Annotated in this window: 16 protein-coding genes, 4 pseudogenes and 1 riboswitch; of the genes and pseudogenes, 15 read left to right on the forward strand and 5 right to left on the reverse strand. The window is 59.8% G+C overall.

Annotated features, from left to right (window positions below):
* Positions 1-17: 17 nt before the first annotated feature.
* Positions 18-569 (reverse strand): valyl-tRNA synthetase, encoded by a 552-nt coding sequence (locus X743_RS141520; RefSeq protein WP_023768651.1) that lies wholly within the window; start codon positions 567-569, stop codon positions 18-20.
* On the opposite strand from X743_RS141520, the gene X743_RS1000000170030 reads away from it, so the two are divergent.
* Together X743_RS1000000170030 and X743_RS1000000173695 are read left to right on the forward strand one after the other, a co-directional pair.
* Positions 568-1,116, forward strand: coding sequence for a hypothetical protein (locus X743_RS1000000170030; RefSeq protein WP_023768652.1), 549 nt, complete (start codon positions 568-570; stop codon positions 1,114-1,116). The two genes, X743_RS141520 and X743_RS1000000170030, sit on opposite strands and share 2 nt — an antisense overlap.
* Positions 1,117-1,344: 228 nt before the next feature.
* Positions 1,345-1,536, forward strand: a complete 192-nt coding sequence (locus tag X743_RS1000000173695) for a hypothetical protein (protein WP_023727257.1) — start codon at positions 1,345-1,347, stop codon at positions 1,534-1,536.
* 176 nt (positions 1,537-1,712) lie between these two features.
* On the opposite strand, the pseudogene hemN reads toward X743_RS1000000173695, so the two are convergent.
* Positions 1,713-3,057: pseudogene (gene hemN / locus X743_RS01000000169475) on the reverse strand (oxygen-independent coproporphyrinogen III oxidase).
* A gap of 1,007 nt (positions 3,058-4,064) precedes the next feature.
* On the opposite strand from hemN, the gene X743_RS141510 reads away from it, so the two are divergent.
* From X743_RS141510 to X743_RS141500, 5 genes and pseudogenes are all read left to right on the forward strand, one after another.
* Complete coding sequence (locus X743_RS141510; protein ID WP_023768653.1) at positions 4,065-5,222, forward strand: porin; 1,158 nt, start codon at positions 4,065-4,067, stop codon at positions 5,220-5,222.
* A gap of 33 nt (positions 5,223-5,255) precedes the next feature.
* Positions 5,256-5,501: pseudogene (locus X743_RS1000000171390) on the forward strand (thiazole synthase); the annotation flags it as partial.
* Positions 5,498-6,081, forward strand: a pseudogene (locus X743_RS01000000169480) (thiamine phosphate synthase); the annotation flags it as partial. The pseudogenes X743_RS1000000171390 and X743_RS01000000169480, both read left to right, overlap by 4 nt.
* Positions 6,069-6,554, forward strand: coding sequence for a bifunctional hydroxymethylpyrimidine kinase/phosphomethylpyrimidine kinase (locus X743_RS01000000169485; RefSeq protein WP_084555635.1), 486 nt, complete (start codon positions 6,069-6,071; stop codon positions 6,552-6,554). The pseudogene X743_RS01000000169480 and the gene X743_RS01000000169485, both read left to right, overlap by 13 nt.
* Before the next feature lie 408 nt (positions 6,555-6,962).
* The gene (locus tag X743_RS141500) at positions 6,963-7,457 is read left to right on the forward strand and encodes a MaoC family dehydratase (protein ID WP_031258580.1); all 495 of its coding nucleotides are present in this window, start codon (positions 6,963-6,965) and stop codon (positions 7,455-7,457) included.
* An 801-nt stretch (positions 7,458-8,258) separates the two neighbouring features.
* Here the strand turns inward: X743_RS141500 and X743_RS141490 are convergent.
* The gene (locus X743_RS141490; protein ID WP_023768659.1) at positions 8,259-8,735 is read right to left on the reverse strand and encodes a type II toxin-antitoxin system VapC family toxin; all 477 of its coding nucleotides are present in this window, start codon (positions 8,733-8,735) and stop codon (positions 8,259-8,261) included.
* Entirely contained in the window at positions 8,732-9,034 is a 303-nt protein-coding gene (locus X743_RS141485) for a hypothetical protein (protein ID WP_023768660.1), read from the reverse strand. Before X743_RS141485 ends, X743_RS141490 begins: the two co-directional genes overlap by 4 nt.
* A gap of 399 nt (positions 9,035-9,433) precedes the next feature.
* Between X743_RS141485 and X743_RS141475 the strand changes: the two genes are divergently transcribed.
* From X743_RS141475 to metE, 7 genes and pseudogenes are all read left to right on the forward strand, one after another.
* Positions 9,434-9,745: a recombinase family protein gene (locus X743_RS141475; protein ID WP_023768661.1), complete on the forward strand. Its 312-nt coding sequence runs from the start codon at positions 9,434-9,436 to the stop codon at positions 9,743-9,745.
* A gap of 290 nt (positions 9,746-10,035) precedes the next feature.
* On the forward strand, positions 10,036-10,365 hold the full coding sequence (locus tag X743_RS1000000171405) for a winged helix-turn-helix domain-containing protein (protein WP_245264328.1): 330 nt from the start codon (positions 10,036-10,038) through the stop codon (positions 10,363-10,365).
* Between the two features lie 28 nt (positions 10,366-10,393).
* Positions 10,394-11,731, forward strand: a complete 1,338-nt coding sequence (glyA, locus tag X743_RS141470; RefSeq protein ID WP_023768662.1) for a serine hydroxymethyltransferase — start codon at positions 10,394-10,396, stop codon at positions 11,729-11,731.
* 53 nt (positions 11,732-11,784) lie between these two features.
* The gene (gene metK / locus X743_RS141465; protein ID WP_023768663.1) at positions 11,785-12,960 is read left to right on the forward strand and encodes a methionine adenosyltransferase; all 1,176 of its coding nucleotides are present in this window, start codon (positions 11,785-11,787) and stop codon (positions 12,958-12,960) included.
* A 105-nt stretch (positions 12,961-13,065) separates the two neighbouring features.
* Positions 13,066-14,123 (forward strand): annotated as a pseudogene (locus X743_RS01000000169490) (adenosine kinase).
* On the forward strand, positions 14,124-14,420 hold the full coding sequence (locus X743_RS141460; protein WP_023768664.1) for a hypothetical protein: 297 nt from the start codon (positions 14,124-14,126) through the stop codon (positions 14,418-14,420).
* 355 nt (positions 14,421-14,775) lie between these two features.
* A riboswitch (cobalamin riboswitch) is annotated at positions 14,776-14,977 on the forward strand.
* 94 nt (positions 14,978-15,071) lie between these two features.
* Entirely contained in the window at positions 15,072-17,423 is a 2,352-nt protein-coding gene (gene metE / locus X743_RS141455) for a 5-methyltetrahydropteroyltriglutamate--homocysteine S-methyltransferase (protein WP_031258584.1), read from the forward strand.
* Between the two features lie 443 nt (positions 17,424-17,866).
* Here the strand turns inward: metE and X743_RS141450 are convergent, their stop codons facing one another.
* Positions 17,867-18,922 (reverse strand): cytochrome-c peroxidase, encoded by a 1,056-nt coding sequence (locus X743_RS141450; protein ID WP_023768666.1) that lies wholly within the window; start codon positions 18,920-18,922, stop codon positions 17,867-17,869.
* A gap of 886 nt (positions 18,923-19,808) precedes the next feature.
* Here X743_RS141450 and X743_RS141445 point away from each other — a divergent pair.
* Positions 19,809-20,162 carry a hypothetical protein gene (locus tag X743_RS141445; protein ID WP_023768667.1) on the forward strand — a complete coding sequence of 118 codons (354 nt, stop codon included), beginning with the start codon at positions 19,809-19,811 and terminating at the stop codon, positions 20,160-20,162.
* Positions 20,163-20,288 lie beyond the last annotated feature (126 nt).

Consider the following 20,288-nt stretch of genomic DNA (forward strand, 5'->3'; position numbering starts at 1 on the left):
CGAATTTAAAGTCTTCATCAGCCCGCCTCGCTGATCCGGGCCAACGCTATCTTGAGGTTGGCATTTTGTCCCACCAGCTCGCTGAGACGATCACGTTCGGCGGCGACCACATCCGGACTGGAGTTGGCGACGATGCACCCGCGCGGAGCGTGCTGTTGCTGGAAGCAGGAAGGCATGATCGGCCAAAGCCGGGAGAGGTGCTGCCGGCAGGAGCGAATGGGCTGCTGCGTCAGCTTGGTGTCTGGACGCCGTTCGCCGAGGCCGGCTTCGTTGAAAATCGTGCGCTTGTTTCGGTGTGGGCCAATGAAGTTCCCAGCGAGCGGCACGGCATGTTTTCCGCTCAAGGTGCCGGCTGGCAGCTCGACCGGACGCGATTCGACCGGCTGATGGTGCAGGCGGCCAAGGCGGCAGGTGTGGACACGCGGTTTGGCTCCGCCGTGGGTTCGGCAGTGCGCGACGATCAAGGCTGGCTGCTCAAGCTGGCCGATGAAGCTATCGTTGCCCGCCCGTGGTTTGGGCGACCGGTCCAGTTGGAGGCTGGCCCGATGTTTCGGCGCCAAGCTCACCATGCACGGACATCTTGCCGCCTACACACGCTTTTTCGACCGCGCACCGGGCGATTGCAGCATGGTCGTCGAGGCGCGTCCCGAAGGCTGGTGGTACAGCGCCGACTTGCGCGTGCCTCACCGATCCGGATCTGGGCAGGAACTGCGCAAAGCCGGACATTGGTACCGCGCTTTAGCCGCAACGCAGTCCATCGCGCCGCTCGTGCCGCCCAACGCAATCGAGACCGCCAGCATGATCAAGGCGGCGGGAACCGCAACGATCGATCCCGCCGCCGGTGACCGCTGGGTCGCGGCGGGCGACTGCCTGTTCTGTGCCGATCCACTGTCATCACGCGGGATCGTGCATGCACTCCGCTCAGGGATCCTGGCGGCCTACGCGGCATCGGACATGCTGGACGGGCGTGGCGATTCGCCTGCGCCCGCTATGCAAAATCGCCACACGCGGCTTTGCCGATTTGCTCCCGGCGCTGGCTGCCCACTATGCAGCCGCCGCGCGACGGGACACGCCTTTCTCGCCGCGGCGGCGCAGCCATGTCTTCCACGCGTCTAGCATCGAAGGAGGGAGGTCAGAGGTGGTCTCGGGACGGGGTGCTCGGCATTTATGAACCGACCGAGCGCCAGCGAGTGGTCGTCGGCGGGCTCGATGGCGGCATCAGGTCAGGGAACTCGGCCTCCATGATCATCTCCGATTTAATTCAAATTTGTCTGTATATATTGACGATTGCACTACCTTCACCTCGTAGACGGCAATGCGGGCGGGTAGAGAGGGTTCTATGATATGACAAGCGATTTTTCCGCCGCCCGAGTGCATTTAGATCGAGCGTATGACTACCTTTGTGGGGATGACCCGATGAGTCAAAGGGGCCGCGAAGCCTTGGACCTGCTAATTGAGGCGGTTGCCGTCGAAGAGTTCAAGCAGCCACGCCAAAGCGCTGAGGTGCTAAGGTTTCCGATCGGGCGCCGCTGCTGAGGTAATCTCCACGGCCGCCATGTAGCCTCGCGGGTGAGGCGCTCACGGCAGGGACTCGCCGCCCCGTGAAGGCCGGGAACGAACGCATTGGCAAACGGAAAGCCCACTTGCCAGACCAGCGCCCGGCCGGCGTGGCAAGTAGGCCGGCGGTTCCAAGCGGAGACATTGATGCCGGACTATGTCGTGCTTTGCATCGCATTAAGCTGCTGCGGGATATACGTAACGCCATCCCTAAAAACATCGAATGCGGCAGCGACAGCGCGAATCCCAAAGCGATGCTCCCGCCGTACGCGGACAAAGCCGTTTTCGAAGTCCACTATCCCGTCCTTGGCCAGCATGGCCACGCGCTCAGCCGAATCGCGAAGACGGATCGGATCAGATCCGTGGGCGACACAGATTGCCGGCACGTCAGCCTCGAAATCGCACATTAATCGCTCGATAATTGCGGCTCGCACGCGGTCGTCGTCTGTGANTAGCCAGTCGGCCAGCTGCGATGTGCTGGATGTAGGAATCCCGTGTAACTTCGTTTTGAACGTATCCCTGGCCGATGCGGCCGATAGCCGACGCGCCGAAACCGATCAGGGTTCTGCAGGTATCGGCCGAGTAGCCCAACGAGTTACGTCGCAGGCGACCTGTTTCCTGTGCCAGCGCGAGCTCGTCGTCCGGCAAGGCGAAATGGTCGAGCCCGATCTGTCGGTAGCCGGCGGCAATCAGCGTCACGGCGACAGCCGCATACTGTTCAGCGCGGGCAGCGCTGTCGGGAAGAAATTCCGCCTCGATGAGGCGCTGATTCTTTACTTGAGATGGGATGTGCGAGTAGCCGAACAAGGCAAGCCGGTCGGGGCGCATGGCGACCGCCGCCCTCACTGTTTCGACGCACGACTCCACCGTTTGACGCGGCAGGCCGTAGATGAGGTCGAAGTTGATGCGGCTTACTCCATGCCGGCGCAGCACTTCCACGGCAGCCGACGTCTGGGCCTCGCTCTGGATTCGGTTGATCGCTTTTTGAACAATGGGATCGAAGCTCTGTACGCCCAGGCTCGCGCGGTTCACGCCGGCCGCTCCCAAGCCTTCCGCCATCTCGGGCGTGAGCGTGCGTGGATCGATCTCGATGGCGACCGTAGCTGTTTTCGAGATGGCGAAGCGGCATCGCAGGAACTCCATCAGAGCGAGGAACTCGGCTGGTCCGATGAGAGACGGCGTTCCGCCGCCGAAATGTATGTCGCTCACGGGCAACGTCTTCGGCACTCGCTCCGAAACCAGACGGATCTCGTCACGCAGCGCCGCCAGATAGTTGAGGATGGGCGCATCACGGCGGGTGATGGTGGTTGGGAAGCCGCAATACCAGCAGGCTGATCGGCAGAACGGAACGTGCAGGTAGAGTGACACCGGATCATCAGCCGGCAGGTTCCTGAGCCATTCCTCATAAGCCTCGGCGCCGACCGCCCCAGAGAACTCCGACACAGCCGGATAGATAGTGTACCAAGGCAGCCGGGCCTCTCGAAATTTCGTGGTCTGCAACGGTCACCGTCCCATGCTGATAACATCCAACCTTACCGCTGCGCTCGCCTGCGTCTTTGCGCTATGTCAGTCCGTTCCGCTTTGGGCTCGAAATTTTTTAGCAATGGGCGCCGTTCAGTCTTGGCTGGACAGCGATGGTCTGAGCGCACTCGGTCAGCGACTGACGATGGTGTTCCCGCCGAAACCCTCACGCGCACCGTTTTGTTCGACGTCCCTTCCCATCATCTGCGCGTGGGAGACTCTTCTGAGCGCAGATGCCGCATCCGATGAGACAATACGGTGTTGGGTCCAGACTTTGCACGCCAGCTAGCGCCGCCCATAATGATCTCTGCCGTCTCGATGAGCTCGTTGTGTGAATTGCTGGCAAGAAGCATTAGCTGTGCCGCGCCGCTTTCAACACGAAAACCTGCTCGACGCGACCGTCAGGTCCGCCGCAATGCCAAGGCTTGCGCCTACCGACTCAGTGGTGCAAGGCTGCGGCGCGTGGTTATCGACCATCAGCTCGCCAAAGTGACGGCGTCGTACCGAGCGGTGGCCGCCGCATGATGCCTCAACGGCGGGGCTCACAGCAAACAATGCCGTCGCCATTAAGCCAAACTGTCGCCAAGCGAACAGACGAACCGTAGCCGAAACGTTTGCCGTTCGTGCTTGGGTGGATCCGCAAGGCAAAAAGAACGGAAGCGCGAACCAAGGTCCGCCCGCACATTTGAGCTTCAAGCCGCAGTTGGGTCGTCAGGGTGGCACGTCATTTGCAGTAGCACCCTTTGTGAGGCCCGCCGCGGAGGTGAAAAGGGTGATTGTACAAAAATGTTGTATGACCGTCTGGGAGTGATAACTACTTAATACATGTGACAACAAGTCTCAATCACATTCTAAATTCTCCTGAGCATTAGCACGACAGGTGCAGCAACACTCCTAGAATTAAGCTTGATTCGCTATCAATCGTTTGCTTAGCAAAAATCATTTATCGGTCTCGATTCCTTTTACTATTTAGACGGAGATCAACAATGACCATTGGGAGCCTCCTCCTCGGCTCAACTGCGGCACTGATCGCCGCTTCCGACGCTCGCGCCGTGATCATCGTCCCCGAGCCTGATCCCACTGAGTACCTCAAGATCTGCGACGTCTACGGCTCCAGCTACGTCTATATTTCAGGCACCGAGACCTGCCTGCGCATCGGCGGCTATCTTAGCTACTACGTGGGCTTGGGCGATGTCGGATTGTTTTACCACGCAAGAACCTCAGATGTGAGGACTGGTGAGGATCAGGGTACATGGCAAAACAACACGCGCTTTACACTGAAAGCTTGGACCGGCCAGGAGACCGAACTCGGCACGTTGAAGACCTACACCGCAACCCGCGTGAATTTCGGTAACCGCCACACTTCGGTTTCGGACAGTTCTCGGTCCTATGCCTTCAACGGAGACAGCATCTTGACTTTCGCCTGGATTCAGCTTGGTGGCCTCCGAGTTGGTAAGGACTGGTCGGCCTTCGACATGTTTATTGGCGGCGCGGGTGACGTACTCAACCAGACGCCGGTTCCGTACGGCGCTTTGGATACCAATGTGGTCCAGTACTACTTCGACGCCGCGAACGGCTTTTCCGCCGTGGTTTCGCTCGAAGAAGGCTTAGGCGTGGTGGGCACAATCGACAACTACGCTCCGCACATAGTCGGCGGCTTGAAATACACACATGGCTGGGGAGCGATCACCGGCGTTGCTGGTTATGATAGCAACTACGAATCGGTAGCCGCCAAGGTCCGTGTCGACATCAATGTCACCAACGAACTGTTGCTGTTCGGAATGTTCGGCTACGGTTCCAATGGCAAGCTCAACGACGACTCCATGAACGCGATCGACGCTCATGGTCGCGGCTTCTATAAGATTTGGGGCGGGAACTGGGCTTTCTGGGCTGGCGCCGCTTACGAGCTCAACGAGACAACTTCGTTCAACCTTCAGCTCTCGGGTGATCAGCTCAAGAACTATGGTGTCGCTGCGAACGTCGCCTATGCGCTTCTTCCAGATTTCACAGTTACGGCTGAACTCGACTATGACCGCTACGGAGGCTCCGCCGTCGGAAAGGTGAAAGCTTCCGAAGTGAACTGGGCCAATGCCAACAAGAAGAGCAGTGTCGGCGGTATCCTGCGTTTCGAACGCTCATTCTAATGCGATGAAGCGTTGAGCTCCGAGGTCCAGTTGATGCGCGGACATTTCCCCTACATTCCGTTGATTGTGGATGCGTGGCTCGGACGGCCGTCGTACGCGGCGACGTCATGGAGCTCGGGTTTGACGCCGTGCTCCTGAACACGGCGGTCCCGAGGGCGGCCGATCCGGTCGGCATGGCTTGTGAGTTCGGCAAGGGCGGTCGATGCCATTCGTGAAGCTAGCACTGGAATGCTCGAACCGCGCTACTCACCGACGGTCGGCAGGGCTTTCTTCTCATGAAGCTCGATCCCTTCTATCTGAATTTCGACGTGCCGGCTGGGTTGACCGGCTGGCGCCGCTCGGCGTGAGTCTGCTGCAGCTCCGGATAAAGGATATGGACGAGAAAGGACGGCAGACGGAAATCCGCCGCGCGAACGACGCCTGCGCGGTCCATGGTTGCCAAGTGAGCGTCAACGACAATTGGCGCACGGCAATCGAGGAAGGCTGCGACTTCGTCCATCTTGGTCAAAAGGATTTGGCTGCCGCCGATGCTGACGATTAAATACGCCGGATTGAAGCTCGGCCTTTCGATCCACGATCACACCGAACTGGAAACGGCGCCAGTGGCCGAGCCGGAGTATGTGGCGCTCGGCCCAGTCTATCCAACTAGCCTCAAGAAGATGAATGGGCGTCGCAAGGGCTCGAGCGGATCAGCGAGTGGAAGCACCAGGTCGCGCCGATCCCATTGGTATCCATCGGCGGCCTCAACCTGACCGGCTCGAAGGCGTTTTTCGAGGCTGGCGCGGAAAGCGCAGCCGTGGTCACCGACTTTGCGCTGAACGACGCCCCAGAAGCGCGCACGCGAGAATGGATCGAAAGACAGAACAATGGCGCTGGGGCGAGAACCGCATCTGCTCGTTGTTGTCGGGTCAGATTCCCGCGGTGGGGCTGGAATTGCCCGCGAGATCGAGACGATCGCTTGCCTTGAACGTGCGCACCTGCCTTGCTGTCAGCGCGCTGACGGTGCAAAACCAGGAAGACGCCTTGGAAATCCAAGTTACGCAACCCGGTCTGGTGACGGATCAGATGCGCGCTGCGCTTCAGGCTAACAGAGTGGCCGGCACCAAGGTTGGCATGCCCGCAACGGCTGAGATCATCGTCGCTGGGGTTGCCGCTGTGCTGCGCGAATATCGGGCGCATATCGACAGTCCAGATCCGGTGCCGGCTTCCACGTCAGGCCGAGCGCTTCTTGAAGCAAGCGCCATCCCGGATCATGAAGTAGCATCTGATGCCGCTTTGCCGTGTCGACACCCAATGTCATTGAACTGGCGCTTCTTGTCGGCTCAGAGCTAGCGGCCAATGAGGTCGGCGAGCTTCAAAAAGGACCACAAGCCACCCCGTCTGCTGGACTACTCCTCCACCATTCGAGACACGGATGGTTCCTATCCAGACAATTGATTTTATCAATCTGCGACAATACCGCATAGCGGCGCCGGCGGAATGATCATCCGTAGCAAGACGAGCTGCTTTCGGCGGCCTGCAGGACGCGCACCGCGACCGAGTACAAGCCGGCTCGTCTGCAGCCATGTTCGGATCGGCCGCATCGGTGCGCCGAATGAGATTGCCGGCGGAACGCTCTATTCGTGCAGCTGTGACGGCAGTCATCTCACCGGGGCCAGCCTGCCGATGGATGGCCGGCAGTCGGTGCAGCATGGGCTGACACTGTTCACGGAATGAAGCCGCTCGCGCTTCGCGGTTGAAATGGAGGACATTAGCTTGGAACCGATTAGTCTCGACGAGCTTCTGGCCAGCGTCGGCAAGGAAGTCGGCGTGTCGCCGTGGCGGGTGGTCTCGCAGCGGATGATCGACCAGTTCGCCGAGTCCACCGATGACCACCAGTTCATCCACTGCGATCCGAAGCGCGCCAAGCGCGAGACGCCGTTCGGCGGCACCATCGCACATGGCTTCCTGTCGCTTTCGCTTTTGTCGGCGATGACTTTCGAGACCATGCGGCCGCTCGAAAACTGCAAGATGGGTGTCAACTATGGCTTCGAATCGCTTCGCTTCCTGGCGCCGGTGAAAACCGGATCGCGCATCCGCACCCGTTTCGTACTGGCCGACGTCAAGGTCAGGCCGTCGGGCTGGGTGCAGACGGCGCTGGGCGTGACGATTGAGATCGAGGGCTCGAAAAAGCCGGCGCTGACCGCGCGCTGGTTGACGCTGACGCTGATCAAACGCCAGCCGAAGGCGGCCTGAATTGCTCAACGAGCGTCAGCAGAGACGATCTTCACGTGCCGGGGCGATGTAGGCGACCAGTGCGCACCGATGGGCAACGCGGCCACGGGGGTCGGCTAGATAGAGTGGCAGGAATGCCTAATCGGGGCTCCGTCTCGGAAGGGGCGTCGATGTATCGGAAGCGCTTCGGCTTTCGGCGCTGCATTCCTTCTTCACGAAGTCCATGGAGAATTCCCGACCACGGGGTCGAAAGATCGGCTTGTGATCGGAGTGGGCAGATCCTCCCCGACTGAATCTGCCAATAGGGTGTTATCGAGTTAACCGGGTCGAACTTGAGGTCGCGGGTGTCGCTGATCGGCTGCTCGTCGAGCTCGAGAGCTGCCAGCTAAAGGCAGAACACGGCGATGCCAAGAGCTCCGCAGTTGATGTGGACGCCCAGAGCTGGGAGTACAGACCGACGAGTTCCCGGCGGGCGAACTTGCCATTGGTAGCGCGCCAGACCAGTCGCGAGAAAGCCTCGATGAGAAGGCCCCGAGCCGCGCGCGGCATCGACTACAGTGGCGTTTGGCGAGAGGCCTTCGAAGACGAGATCGAGTGTAAGATGGACGAGCTCGACACGCATATCGCGCAGTCCCTGCGATCGCGCCTTGTCCGGGGCGCTCGTGCGTGCGAACTGTTGGTAGATCGAGCTGACTAGATGAACCGGGATCGCGTTAAAGCGGAACTGGAAGACACGCCCCTGGCCGAACTAAGCAAGATCAATCCAGCCATCGCTAAAGGTAGGCGAACACGAGACGTTCGGACTCCGTGCCGCTGAAATCCTCAAGTTGAATCGGCCGGACCATTGGAGCTATCATCACCCGCTTGGCTTGCAGAGCTACGGAGCGGGTTGATTATCTGAACGTCCTCGAAGTCCTTTTCATTGTCGGTCACTACGACACACTCGTTGGCTTCAGCTATAGCGGCAATGATTGTGTCTAGGGCGCTCCGCGAAGGGCCTCTGGCTTTGCCGTTGGCCATCAGCCGCGCCCACACGAGGCCGGCTTTCTCGTCGAACGATAGCACGCGGCCAGCGAACAGCGCTTGCGGGCCTTCGGAGCCCTCGAACCAAGTTTCAAGGCTGCTGCGCTTTTTCCCCTTCGGCTTCTCTAGGATGCCTCGGCGAATTTCGGCGACAGTAAGCGAAGCAATGAAGAGGTCTTCGTCCTTCTGCGCGCCCATCCAGGCCAGCAACGAGCCCGAAGGCTCCGGCTTTATGACGTTGCTGATGATATTGGTATGAAGAAGGTAGCGCGTCACAGGTCGATCTTGCGCCCCTCTTCGCGCGGCCGGCTGAGGTCGAGACTGGAGCCAACCAGAGGCGAGCGACGCAACGCGGCGAGAATGCTGCCCGCTTTCGGTGGCTCACCCGCCACGGCTTGCTGTATGGTCCGACGAAGCTGTCGGGCATCCGGCCCGCTCGCCGTTAATTTTCGGGCAAGAGTTCGCAGTAGATCGCGGTCTGCGTCGAACGCCTGGATCTCGAACCGCGCGATGCCGCGCTCAGCCAGGCGAGAGCGATAATTCTCGATGGCTCTCTTCTGTGCAGTGTTGCCCATCGCGTGCCTCCGTTCTCTATCCGGATATATAGCCACGGCTTCTTCGGAGCACAAGGTGCCCCGTCATCGGCCAGCACTGGCTCCTGCGCGACGCGCGTTATTGATCACAAAAAATTTTCATCTTATCGAAGCACTGTGACTTGGCATCATTGTCGCGAAACGGAGTATTTCGCGTCAGGACAGGAACGCGATTATAGCGCGACCGAAACGTGCAACAGCCGAAAAGCTTCGTGTGGTCGCCGGCGCGGCCCGCGAATCGGCTGTGCCTGCGTCGCCGAAGCCCGATCGACGCTTCGTCAATCTGGTCCGGCTGCTGGCGCGACAGGCCGCACGGGATTTCGTTCAAGCCGAAACGGATAGCCAGACGCGAGACCGCGTCCCGGAGTAAGGGGCCGCCTCATGAAGGTCGCGCTTGGCGCTCGCTACTCAACTGACAATCACCGAGACGCCTCGATCGAGCATCAGTTGCGGCTCTGCTGCTTGCGTGCTGAAAAGCAAGGCTGGACAGTCGTCGACAGCAATACCCACCGCGCGATCTGCGGCGCGTCGCTGTTGCGTCCCGGCCTTCAGGAGCTGATCAGCGATGCGATGCAGGGCAATTCCGTGCTCGCAGAGGCGATGGATCGCCTGACCATGACCCTGCAAACCGGGAGCAGGCCAGGCTGGGCAAACGTTGCAACAGATCCTTCAAGGAAATTCATAGACTCTTAGCAACTTCGGCTCGCTGTGAATGGTAGGCTTATTGCAACGTCTGAGGTCAGTGGTTCCAAACCGTGGCCCCGCTTATCTTCGACTCGCCGAACTGCTTGCAAATTCGGCTAAAGGCAAAAAGAGCGCCGATTTGTTTGTTCGACACAGGATATCGACGGTCGTCACGGCCACCGAGATTTGTCCGGTCGTTGGACAACCTTCGAAATCTGCAACTTCTGTGGAGAACGCGAAATGAGAAATTCGGTAGGACTTGGTCCTGAGCCATGATGACACTGGTTAGTCGCCTACGCATGGCAGCGCATCCTGACCGCCTTCGAATCCTGGGCCTTTGTGCGCATGCGGACCTAACTGTCTGCGAGCTAGCGGAGATTCTGGGCGTGTGTCGAGAGCGGGTTGCGCGACACGTCCGGCTGCTCGCCAGAGCCGACTTTCTTTGCTGCAACGAACAGCCTCCGTGGCGCTCGTACCATCTCAAAGCAGGATCCAACGACGGCGGGCTGGTTCAATTATTGGTCGATCTCCTGCCCCATCGCGACGGCTATCATAAACAGGACCTGCAGCGGCTCGAAGCGGTACGAGACACGCGGCCGAAGGGGACCGCGTGCTTGATCGTGAAATAGGTCAATCCAATTGGAGCGCGAAGCGACCATGGACAACTCCGCCGACGGCGCGATCGCACAGCCGGACACCCACGGACGGTCTTCCTTGGCCGCGGTTGATCGCCGCGTTCACGAGCTGCTTCTGAGACAGGAGCGGCAGGAGCGGACGACCCTCAAGCTCATCGCCTCAGAGAACTTTGCGTCCTCGGCCGTGCTGGAAGCGAACGGCTCGATTTTCACGAACAAGTACGCCGAGGGGTACCCCGGCGCGCGCTACTACGCTGGAAACGAGATCGTTGATGAGCTTGAGAATCTAGCCATTGAGCGCCTGAAAACGCTATTTGGCAGCGAGCATGCCAACGTCCAGCCTTATTCCGGCTCGCCGGCCAACCAGGCTGTCTATCGTGCGCTTTTGAGTCCCGGTGACAAAGTCATGGGCTTGCCCCTTCCGGAAGGGGGCCATCTGACTCATGGTTGGGCCATCAACTTTTCCGGAACTGACTATCAACGCGTGCCCTATGGACTAGATGAAAAGACACAGCAGATTGACTATGACCGCTTGCGCGAGACAGCCAAGCGGGAACGGCCGCGGCTCATTTGGGTCGGCGGAACTGCTTACCCGCGTGTCTTTGACTACGCGGCAATGGCAGAAATCGCCCTGGAAGCGAACTCCTATCTCGTAGCCGACATTGCGCACATCAGCGGCCTGATTGCCGCGGGAGCGCACCCGAATCCCGTGGGCCATTGCGACGTGGTCAGCAGCACGTCCCACAAGTCGATCCGCGGTCCCCGCGGTGGCTTCATTTTGTCAAGGAACGAAGATCGCTATCAGGCCCTGTATCATACAAAGAGCAAATACAATCTCGCCAGACGAATAGACCGGGCGGTCTTCCCTCACCTGCAAGGCGGGCCCCACATGAATGCCATCGCTGCGCTAGCGGTTGCCTTGCACGAAGCCGCGAACCCGTCCTTCCGAAGCTACGGCCAACAGACGGTCAAGAATGCCAAGGCTCTGGCACATGCACTGCTTGAGCGAGGTTATGACCTGGTGACCGGGGGGACGGACAATCACATGCTGATCCTTGATCTTCGCGATCGGCCACTATCGGGCAAGGCCTTTGCCGAGCGACTAGCAAAGGCAGGAATCATCACAAACTTTAATATGGTGCCCGGCGACCCGCGGGATCCGGCGGTCACAAGCGGAATTCGCCTGGGGGCGCCAGCAGTGACGTCAATGGGCATGCGCGATGTGGAAATGGTGCAAATTGCTGGCTTCATTGACTCCGTCCTCCAGCGGCCAGACGACGAAGATCTCCATGCCTGCGTGCGAAGAGACGTTGCCGACTTGTGCGCTGCGTTCGAGGTCCCGGGCATCTGCGACAAGTAAGGTCGGCCAAGCAAAATGCCCATACCACATCCAACATCCGAAGCGAGGTATTCATGGCTAGGCAGTTCGTGTTCTCTTCCGAATCGGTTGGCGCGGGGCACCCGGATAAGTTGGCCGACAACATCTCGGATGCCATCCTCGATGCCATCCTCCGCACAGATCCCAAGGCGCGCGTCGCCTGTGAAGCGTTGGTAAAATCAGGGATAGTCGTTCTGGCTGGCGAGATCACCAGCGATGCCCAGGTGGATTACAGCCAAGTTGCGCGCGATACGATTCTCGGCATTGGGTACGACGACGAGGCCGTCGGCTTTGACGGCCGGCGTTGCTCCGTCGTTCATGCCCTCACCGAGCAGTCGCCCGACATCAGCCAAGGCGTTGACGAGGGAAGAGGGCAAGACCTGCAGCAGGGAGCGGGAGATCAGGGCCTCATGTTCGGCTACGCATGCCGCGAAACCGATACCCTGATGCCTTTGCCGATCCAGCTCGCTCATCGCTTGACGAAACGGCAGGCGTATGTCCGGAAGGCACAACAGCTTGGCTGGTTGCGTCCTGACATGAAATCCCAAGTCTCAGTGCGCTATGAGGGGTTGCGCCCGGTCGCCCTGGATACCATCGTCGTGTCGACGCAACATGACGAGCAGGTCTCGCAAGAGACTGTCCGCGAGGGCGTCATTGAGGAAATCATAAAGCCTGTCCTGCCGACCCACCTGGAGACGGAAGGCATCAGAATTCTGGTCAACCCGACGGGGCGGTTCGTAGTCGGCGGGCCGCGCGGCGACTGCGGTCTCACTGGACGCAAGATCATCGTCGATTCCTATGGCGGGATGGGTCGTCATGGCGGCGGCGCCTTCTCGGGCAAGGACCCGTCCAAGGTTGACCGCTCAGCTGCCTATGCAGCCCGCTATGTCGCAAAGAACATCGTCGCTAGCGGACTTGCGGACGTGTGCGAGGTGCAGCTTGCTTACGCAATCGGCGTGGCCAGTCCGGTTTCCGTCATGGTCAACACGTTCGGGACAGCCAGGGTCGAGGAAAGCAGGATCGAGCGCCTCATTCTGGAGTTGTTCGATCTCAGACCGAAAGGCATTATCAAGATGCTTGATCTCTTACGCCCTATATACCGCGATACAGCGACCTATGGCCATTTCGGCCGTGAAGAGCCTGATTTCACCTGGGAGAAGACAGACAGGGCCGACGAATTGCGTCGCGAGGCAGGACTTGCCGCCCCGTGAGGGCTGGCGCCGAACGGATTGGCAAGCGGAAAGCCCATTCCCACTGGCCAGACCCGCCCGCGCCCGGCATGCCAGAAAGCCGGTGGGTTTTTGGCGGAGACATTGATGCCGGATTATGACGTGCTTTGCATCGGCAATGCCATTGTCGACATCATCGCCCAGTGCGACGAGGCATTCCTGGAGACCAACGGCATCATCAAGGGCGCGATGAACCTCATCGATACGAGGCGCGCCGAACTGCTCTACATCCGCATGGGCCCGGCGATCGAGGCCTCCGGCGGCAGTGCCGGCAACACGGCCGTCGGCGTCGCCAGCTTCGGCGGACGCGCAGCTTTCTTCGGCAAGGTCTCCAACGATGCGCTGGGCGAAATCTATGCGCACGACATCCATGCGCAGGGCGTCGCCTTCGACACCAAACCGCTCAAGGGCGAGCCGCCGACGGGACGCTCGATGATCTTCGTCACCCCGGACGGCGAACGCTCGATGAACACCTATCTCGGCGCCTGCATCGAGCTAGGGCCGGAAGATGTCGAGGCCGACAAGGCATCTGGCGCCAAGGTCACCTATTTCGAAGGCTATCTGTGGGATCCGCCGCGCGCCAAGGAAGCAATCCGGCAGACAGCCAAGCTGGCGCATGCGGCGGGCCGCGAAGTCTCAATGACCCTGTCGGATTCGTTCTGCGTCGACCGCTACCGCGACGAATTCCTCGACCTCATGCGTTCGGGCACGGTCGACATCGTCTTTGCCAACAGCCACGAGATCAAGTCGCTCTACCAGACATCGTCGTTCGACGAGGCGCTGGCGCAGATCNCAACAGCCACGAGATCAAGTCGCTCTACCAGACATCGTCGTTCGACGAGGCGCTGGCGCAGATCCGCAAGGACTGCCGGATCGCGGCGGTTACCCGCTCCGAAAAGGGCTCGGTTATCGTGCGTGGCGACGAGACAGTGGTCATCCAGGCGACCGCCATCAAGGAACTGGTCGACACGACGGGCGCCGGCGATCTCTACGCCGCCGGTTTCCTGCATGGCTACACACAGGGGCGCGACCTCCAGACCTGCGGCGATCTTGGCTCACTGGCGGCCGGATTGGTAATCCAACAGATAGGCCCTAGGCCAAGGAAGAATTTACGCCGCGAGGCGGAACGGGCTGGGTTGCTGTAGATGCGCGGTCAACTAACCAGCCGCCCTACTGACGCGATCATCGCAGTGGCGGAACTGTGTCAAAGCTCGCTGATAGCGACAGCCATTCGCTTCGGAGAACTGACCGATTCTGCTGCCGTGAAGCTCGCTGGAAGAGCGGTGCAAGACGGGCTTGCCTTGACGGCATTCACCGTCATCGAGATCGCCACCGGCATTTTCCAGAAGCTCAGCTTGGGGAAGGCCAGTAAGGTTCCTGAGGTAACGGAGAACTCGCGGCGTCCGTCGGAGCACTTGAACTTGCGATCACGTCCCGCGTAGCAGCGAAGGATGCCGAATGCGGGCAGACTGGTTCGCCATTGGTCTGGGACCAGCGGAACTGGCAGCTGGGCTTCATCCTCGTCAATCTCATTACAGGACGGGACGGGCCAACTTCGGCTTGTTGTTCTGCCGGCATGGGACGGACGAGTGGATGCCAATAATCTATGAGAACAGGTCGTTCACCCAAGCTGCGTCGCAGCCCGACAGGAATCCGCTAGTTGGACAATGGTGGCAGGGGTGCAGCTCCGGCAATGGGCGGACTGAATATTTTACAATGCAGACAAAGACGTAAAGGACGTACTATATAACGACATAAACATTTCGTTATGCGGTATTGACGAGGTGCGGGCTGCTGTGATTGTCTGCGCGTCGTGGTTCTCCGCACGGCGCTGCCGCGGCGGAGCTAAGAGGGAAGCCGGTGCGATGCCGGCGCTGCCCCCGCAACTGTTAGCGGCGAGCCAAACCCACTCATGTCACTGAGGCGAATAGCCTTGGGAAGAGGGGTAGAGGCTATGACCCCGCGAGCCAGGAGACCTGCCACGGCGAATTACGTCCACGGGCGGGGTGTCTCGGTGGCCGCTGCCACCCGGCGTTCGTGCCGGCCTGCTAGCGCCTTCCTTGTCATCGACGCCTCAACCATCGGGGTATGACATGACTGACTCTCAGCAAATTCCTGTAGCAACGCTCGGCGTGCCGCGCTTCGGTCGTCGGCGAGAACTGAAATTCGCGCTTGAAAGCTACTGGTCCGGAACATCGTCCGCTGGCGACCTTCTCACGACGTCGAAGGCGCTCCGTGCCGCTAGCTGGGAAGAGCAGCGCGATCGCGGCGTGTCGAAAATACCGTCAAACGACTTCTCGCTTTACGACCATGTGCTCGACACCGCAGCCATGGTCGGCGCCATTCCCTCCCGTTACGGCTGGAATAGCGGCGAGGTCCCACTTGACATCTACTTCGCAATGGCGCGCGGCAACCAGGGTCAGACGGAGGATTGTGCACACGCTGGTCACCAGGAGGCGGCTCATGGGCCCGGTGTAACCGCGATGGAAATGACCAAGTGGTTTGACACAAACTACCACTACATTGTTCCGGAACTGGATGATGATCAGACGTTCGCCCTCTCGTCGACGAGACCCGTCGATTACTTCCTCGAGGCCAAAGCTCTCGGCATTCACACACGCCCAGTCATCCTTGGACCCATCACCTTCCTCAAGCTGGCGAAATCGCCTGCCGAAGGGTTCGATCCTATCGCGCTCCTACCGCGGCTGCTGCCCGTTTACGAGCAACTCCTGCAGAGGCTGAAGCTGTCGGGAGCCGACTGGGTGCAGATCGATGAGCCAGCGCTTGTCCTCGATCTGAACTCCAACGAACGAGCTGCGTTCGAGTTCGCCTATGGCCAGCTGTCGAAAGCCGCGCCCGAGCTGAAGATCATGCTGGCTACGTATTTCGGGCATCTGGGAGACAATCTCGAAACCGCGGTTTCTCTGCCCCTGGCCGGGCTGCATATTGATCTCGTGCGCGCTCCCGAGCAGCTGGAAACGGTGGGTCGGCTCGCTCCGAAGGATCTGGTGCTCTCGCTTGGCTTGATCGACGGCCGCAACGTCTGGCGTGCGAACCTGCCCGCCATTCTCGACCGCATCAAACCGATCGTCGCCGGCTGGCCCTTGGACCGCGTCGAGATCGCGCCTTCTTGCTCGATGCTGCATGTGCCGATCGACCTGCGCATGGAGACGGAACTCGACGCCGACATCAGCTCGTGGCTCGCCTTCGCGGCCCAGAAGACCGACGAATTGGTGTTGCTGGCCCGGGCCCTGTCCCAAGGCAGAGATGCGGTGGCTGGCGCGTTGAAAGCGTCTGCCGAGGCTGCCGCCACGCGCGTGACATCCACGAGGATCCATGACCCGCTTGTTCAGGGGCGGATCGCTAGCATTGACGACAGCGCGAAGCGACGAGAGAGCGCTTTTGCCGAGCGCTCCAGAGTCCAAGCCGGCTCACTCGGGCTGCCGCCGTTCCCGACGACGACCATCGGGTCCTTCCCGCAGACGCCGCAGGTACGCAAGGCGCGGGCCGCTCATGCGAAGGGCCAGCTGAGCTATGTCGACTATGAGACGTTCCTGAAGAAGGAGATCGAGGCTGCAATTCGCTGGCAGGAAGAGATCGGGCTGGACGTGCTGGTGCACGGTGAGTTCGAGCGAAACGACATGGTACAGCATTTCGGCGAGCAGTTGTCCGGCTTCGCGCTCACCCAGCATGCCTGGGTACAAAGCTATGGGTCGCGCTACGTGCGTCCCCCCATCATTTTCGGCGACGTATCGAGGCGCAATCCGATGACAGTGCGCTGGTGGCAATTCGCTCAGTCGCTTACGGAAAAGCCCGTGAAGGGAATGCTCACAGGCCCAGTCACCATTCTCAACTGGTCTTTTGTTCGCGACGACGTACCCCGCTCCGAAGCCTGCCGCCAGATCGCGCTCGCCATCCGCGACGAAGTGACGGATCTCGAAAGGTCCGGCGCAAGGATGGTCCAGATCGATGAGGCCGCGTTTCGCGAAGGATTGCCACTGCGCCAATCTGACTGGAAAGTCTATCTCGACTGGGCTGTCGAATGCTTCCGGATCGCTTCAACGGCTGTAAAGGACGCGACTCAAATTCATACCCACATGTGCTATTCGGAGTTCAACGAGATCATCGACGCGATCGCTGGAATGGATGCGGATGTCATTTCGATTGAGACGTCGCGCTCGAAGATGGAACTGTTGGACGCCTTCACGAGCTCCAAATATCCGAACGAAATCGGTCCCGGCGTCTATGATATTCACTCACCACGCGTCCCGGAAGTCGGCGAGATTTCGGACTTAGTCATGCTTGCCCGCGAGCGACTGTCCGACGGCCAACTGTGGATAAACCCGGACTGTGGCCTCAAAACACGCAAATGGGAGGAGGTCCGCCCTGCCCTCATTAACATGGTCGCTGCAGCACGCGCGCTCCGGCAGAAAGTGCAGGCGTGAGGCTTCTCTTCCTCACCGTGTGGGGAGTTGCCGGCTGGCGGATGTCGGCCGGGAATATGCCAAACCGATCAAATTCTTGGAAATAAGCCACTCGGCGAAAATGTGCGATTTTCCTTCGGCACGTGTCCTCATCCCGCAGAAATATGAATGTGACACTACGCTATGGTATTGGTCCTTGGGAACATACAGGCCCCGCGCCTCGAACAAATCGTACACACGTCGTTTCTCAAAGTAGACTGCTCGGCGCGTTCGCTCAGGCGGCGACAATATATGATGCTGCGCGTCTGTCCGCTTCCCTAGTTGATTTGCGCAGACTACGGGCGAGGTGGCAGGTTTCGGGTATTGCTAGCGTCTCCCGCCAATTCGGAAATGGACCTCGCGATTCGTCCGTCCAAGTAAAAGTTGCATCTTGTCGATTGCCACGTCCGCAGCCAGCTGGCCCTTTATTTTCCTGAGATCTGCGTTACAGGCCGGGGCGTTGTCGCCGTTTCGGAGGGTAAGATGGGATAGGCGACCTCGGGTGCCTCTCCGGTCAGCGAGTTGAGGAAGGCAACAAGCAGGTCAACTTCTTCGTCCGCCAGTACTACGCCAAGCTGGGTGGTCCCCATGATGGCGACGGCCTGTTTCAGATCCCAAACCTTGCCCGAATGAAAGTATGGCGCGGTGAGTGCAACGTTGCGCAGCGGCGCCACGCGGAAAACATAGTAGTCATCGGCTGCATTGGTGACCGCAAATCGGCCCTTGTCTTTTTCCGGCAGGACCTCGGCGCTGGGCTGTTCCACGAGGCCGAATGGGAAATAGGCTTGCCCACCAACGTTGATGCCGGCATGGCAGGACGAGCAGCCTTTGTCCATGAAAAGCGCCAGGCCCTGTTTCTGTTCGGAAGTCATGGCAACCTCATCACCATTCAGGAAGCTGTCGAAGGGGGCCGGCGTGACCAGTGTCGCCTCGAAGGCTTCGATTGCCTTGGCGAAGTTGTCGAAGGTGACCCGATCCGCTTCAGCCGGAAAAGCTGCATCGAACCACTCGACATATTGCGGCATGGACGTGAGCGTGGCGATGACTTGGCCCGGTGTATTGGCCATTTCGATGCCGGCTTGGACCGGTCCCTTTGCCTGAGCCTTCAGGTCTTCGGCACGACCATCCCAGAACTGGGCGATGTTGAAGACAGCGTTCAGTACAGTCGGCGCGTTGCGCTGTCCCTTCTGCCAACCATGGCCGATCGAGGTTTCGTGATTGTCGTCGCCGCCGGTGGCCAGGTTGTGGCACGAGTTGCACGACAAGACGCCTGACGCCGAGACGCGTGGATCGAAGAACAGTGCCTTGCCGAGAGCGATCTTTTCCGGGGTGATCGGGTTGTTGGCGACTGTCGGCGTGATGGATGGCAAAGCCCTGAAGGTGGCCAATGCCGTATCTCTGAGATCGGTGGGGATCGAATCCGCAGCAAAGGCGGTGGGTGCCAGCAAGGTGACAGCCATCGTTCTGAATAGGATTTTCATAAATGGTCTTCCTGCGTCGTGCACGCAGCCACTATGCGATCTGCGGCTCATGAAGGCCCTGAGCTAGATCAGCTGAGGGAGAGGACCGGGGTCTGACACCTGTTTTCGCTGCTGAGCTGGGACCCTCTTGGAAGTGATCGCTCTTCTCGATTGGCTTCAGGGAGAAGGAGTATCCCTGCTCGGCAACCAGTTGTATGCATCAAAGCACGCCCTGAGGGCGGCTTCGTAGATTCGGTCACTGCGATCTTCCAGCCAAGGTTGAGAAAGTCGATAGCATCCGCAAGACTGGCAATCTCTTGCACGATGTGCGCTGCACGCCTTGCGAAAAGTGAGCTTCTGAAACGTCAGGGTTCATTCGTTCCTCCTGACCTGCTGATTGCGTGAATCGGCCTTGTCGACACCCGCCGACTGCACATTGTGATGTCACCAGCGATGGCGGTTTCAATACCGACGGTCTATGCGACAGTATGGATGCCGTATCGGAATAGCCGTTCTGCTTTTATCGATCGTCACACCGGCATATAGCTCCGCTTCTACAAACTCCCATTACGCGAGGACGGCGCGGCGCTTGAGCAGGTCCACCCGCTGTAACTGCCTCACACCTTGATTCAGGATCCTAGGCGATGACCATGTTGTCGTCATCATTTGACGGGCGCGGGGAGCCACCGCAAACTGTGCGGTTGCCAATGCGTAATGAAGTGAATTGGAATGATCTTCGGTTTGCGAAACACGCACGTCCGACGCAGCTTGCGTTGACAGAGGCGGTTTTAGGCGCAATAGCACTGCCGCTGGCCTATTTTGTGGAGTTCAATTGTGGTTCGGCCAAGGGCGCGGGGCGCCGGACCGGCCCCTTGTAAACCTAATTAAAGAGAGAGAGAGACCCTGCATGGAAGAAATCTTACCGCGCATCGCCACTGGTGCCGGCATCGGCCCGGCTCTCGCAGAGAAGGCCGTTGGGTTAATGCTGGGGTTCCTGCGGAGCCACGCGGCCGACGGTCACGGCGCGCGCATGATCGAGGCCATTCCGGGAGCTTCGGAATTAGTAGCGAAGTATCATGGCGACGACCCAGAGGGTGGCGGCCTTATGGGGCTCGGGCAGCAATTGATGAGTGAGGGTCTCAGCATGGCAAAGATCGCCGCCCTCGCCAACGAGACGATCGCCTGCGCCAAGGAACATGCCGGCGACGAACTCGTGGACGAGGTCCTCAATTCCGTTCCTGGCCTTCCCCAGTTCGTCTGATCAGCGGCAGCCGGGGCGCATGACCTTGTGCGCCCGTGCCGGCCCGTCTGCGCAGCAGGCATTCTCCGCCGAGCGTTCCGCACCGATCTCGCCAGACCACCAACCGCCGGGCACGCGAAGCGAGCG

The organism is Mesorhizobium sp. LNHC232B00 (genome assembly GCF_000502435.1).
GTDB lineage: Bacteria > Pseudomonadota > Alphaproteobacteria > Rhizobiales > Rhizobiaceae > Mesorhizobium > Mesorhizobium opportunistum.

What these genes read in the sequence shown, in the direction of transcription:
- X743_RS1000000170030 (WP_023768652.1), top strand. Translation starts at nt 568, where the DNA reads ATGCACGGACATCTTGCCGCCTACACACGCTTTTTCGACCGCGCACCG.
- X743_RS141445 (WP_023768667.1), top strand. Translation starts at nt 19,809, where the DNA reads ATGGAAGAAATCTTACCGCGCATCGCCACTGGTGCCGGCATCGGCCCG.
- X743_RS141450 (WP_023768666.1), bottom strand. Translation starts at nt 18,922, where the DNA reads ATGAAAATCCTATTCAGAACGATGGCTGTCACCTTGCTGGCACCCACC.
- X743_RS1000000171405 (WP_245264328.1), top strand. Translation starts at nt 10,036, where the DNA reads ATGGCAGCGCATCCTGACCGCCTTCGAATCCTGGGCCTTTGTGCGCAT.
- X743_RS141485 (WP_023768660.1), bottom strand. Translation starts at nt 9,034, where the DNA reads ATGGGCAACACTGCACAGAAGAGAGCCATCGAGAATTATCGCTCTCGC.
- X743_RS141520 (WP_023768651.1), bottom strand. Translation starts at nt 569, where the DNA reads ATGGTGAGCTTGGCGCCGAAACATCGGGCCAGCCTCCAACTGGACCGG.
- X743_RS141510 (WP_023768653.1), top strand. Translation starts at nt 4,065, where the DNA reads ATGACCATTGGGAGCCTCCTCCTCGGCTCAACTGCGGCACTGATCGCC.
- metK (WP_023768663.1), top strand. Translation starts at nt 11,785, where the DNA reads ATGGCTAGGCAGTTCGTGTTCTCTTCCGAATCGGTTGGCGCGGGGCAC.
- glyA (WP_023768662.1), top strand. Translation starts at nt 10,394, where the DNA reads ATGGACAACTCCGCCGACGGCGCGATCGCACAGCCGGACACCCACGGA.
- X743_RS1000000173695 (WP_023727257.1), top strand. Translation starts at nt 1,345, where the DNA reads ATGACAAGCGATTTTTCCGCCGCCCGAGTGCATTTAGATCGAGCGTAT.
- X743_RS141475 (WP_023768661.1), top strand. Translation starts at nt 9,434, where the DNA reads ATGAAGGTCGCGCTTGGCGCTCGCTACTCAACTGACAATCACCGAGAC.
- X743_RS141500 (WP_031258580.1), top strand. Translation starts at nt 6,963, where the DNA reads ATGGAGGACATTAGCTTGGAACCGATTAGTCTCGACGAGCTTCTGGCC.
- X743_RS141460 (WP_023768664.1), top strand. Translation starts at nt 14,124, where the DNA reads ATGCGCGGTCAACTAACCAGCCGCCCTACTGACGCGATCATCGCAGTG.
- metE (WP_031258584.1), top strand. Translation starts at nt 15,072, where the DNA reads ATGACTGACTCTCAGCAAATTCCTGTAGCAACGCTCGGCGTGCCGCGC.
- X743_RS01000000169485 (WP_084555635.1), top strand. Translation starts at nt 6,069, where the DNA reads ATGGATCGAAAGACAGAACAATGGCGCTGGGGCGAGAACCGCATCTGC.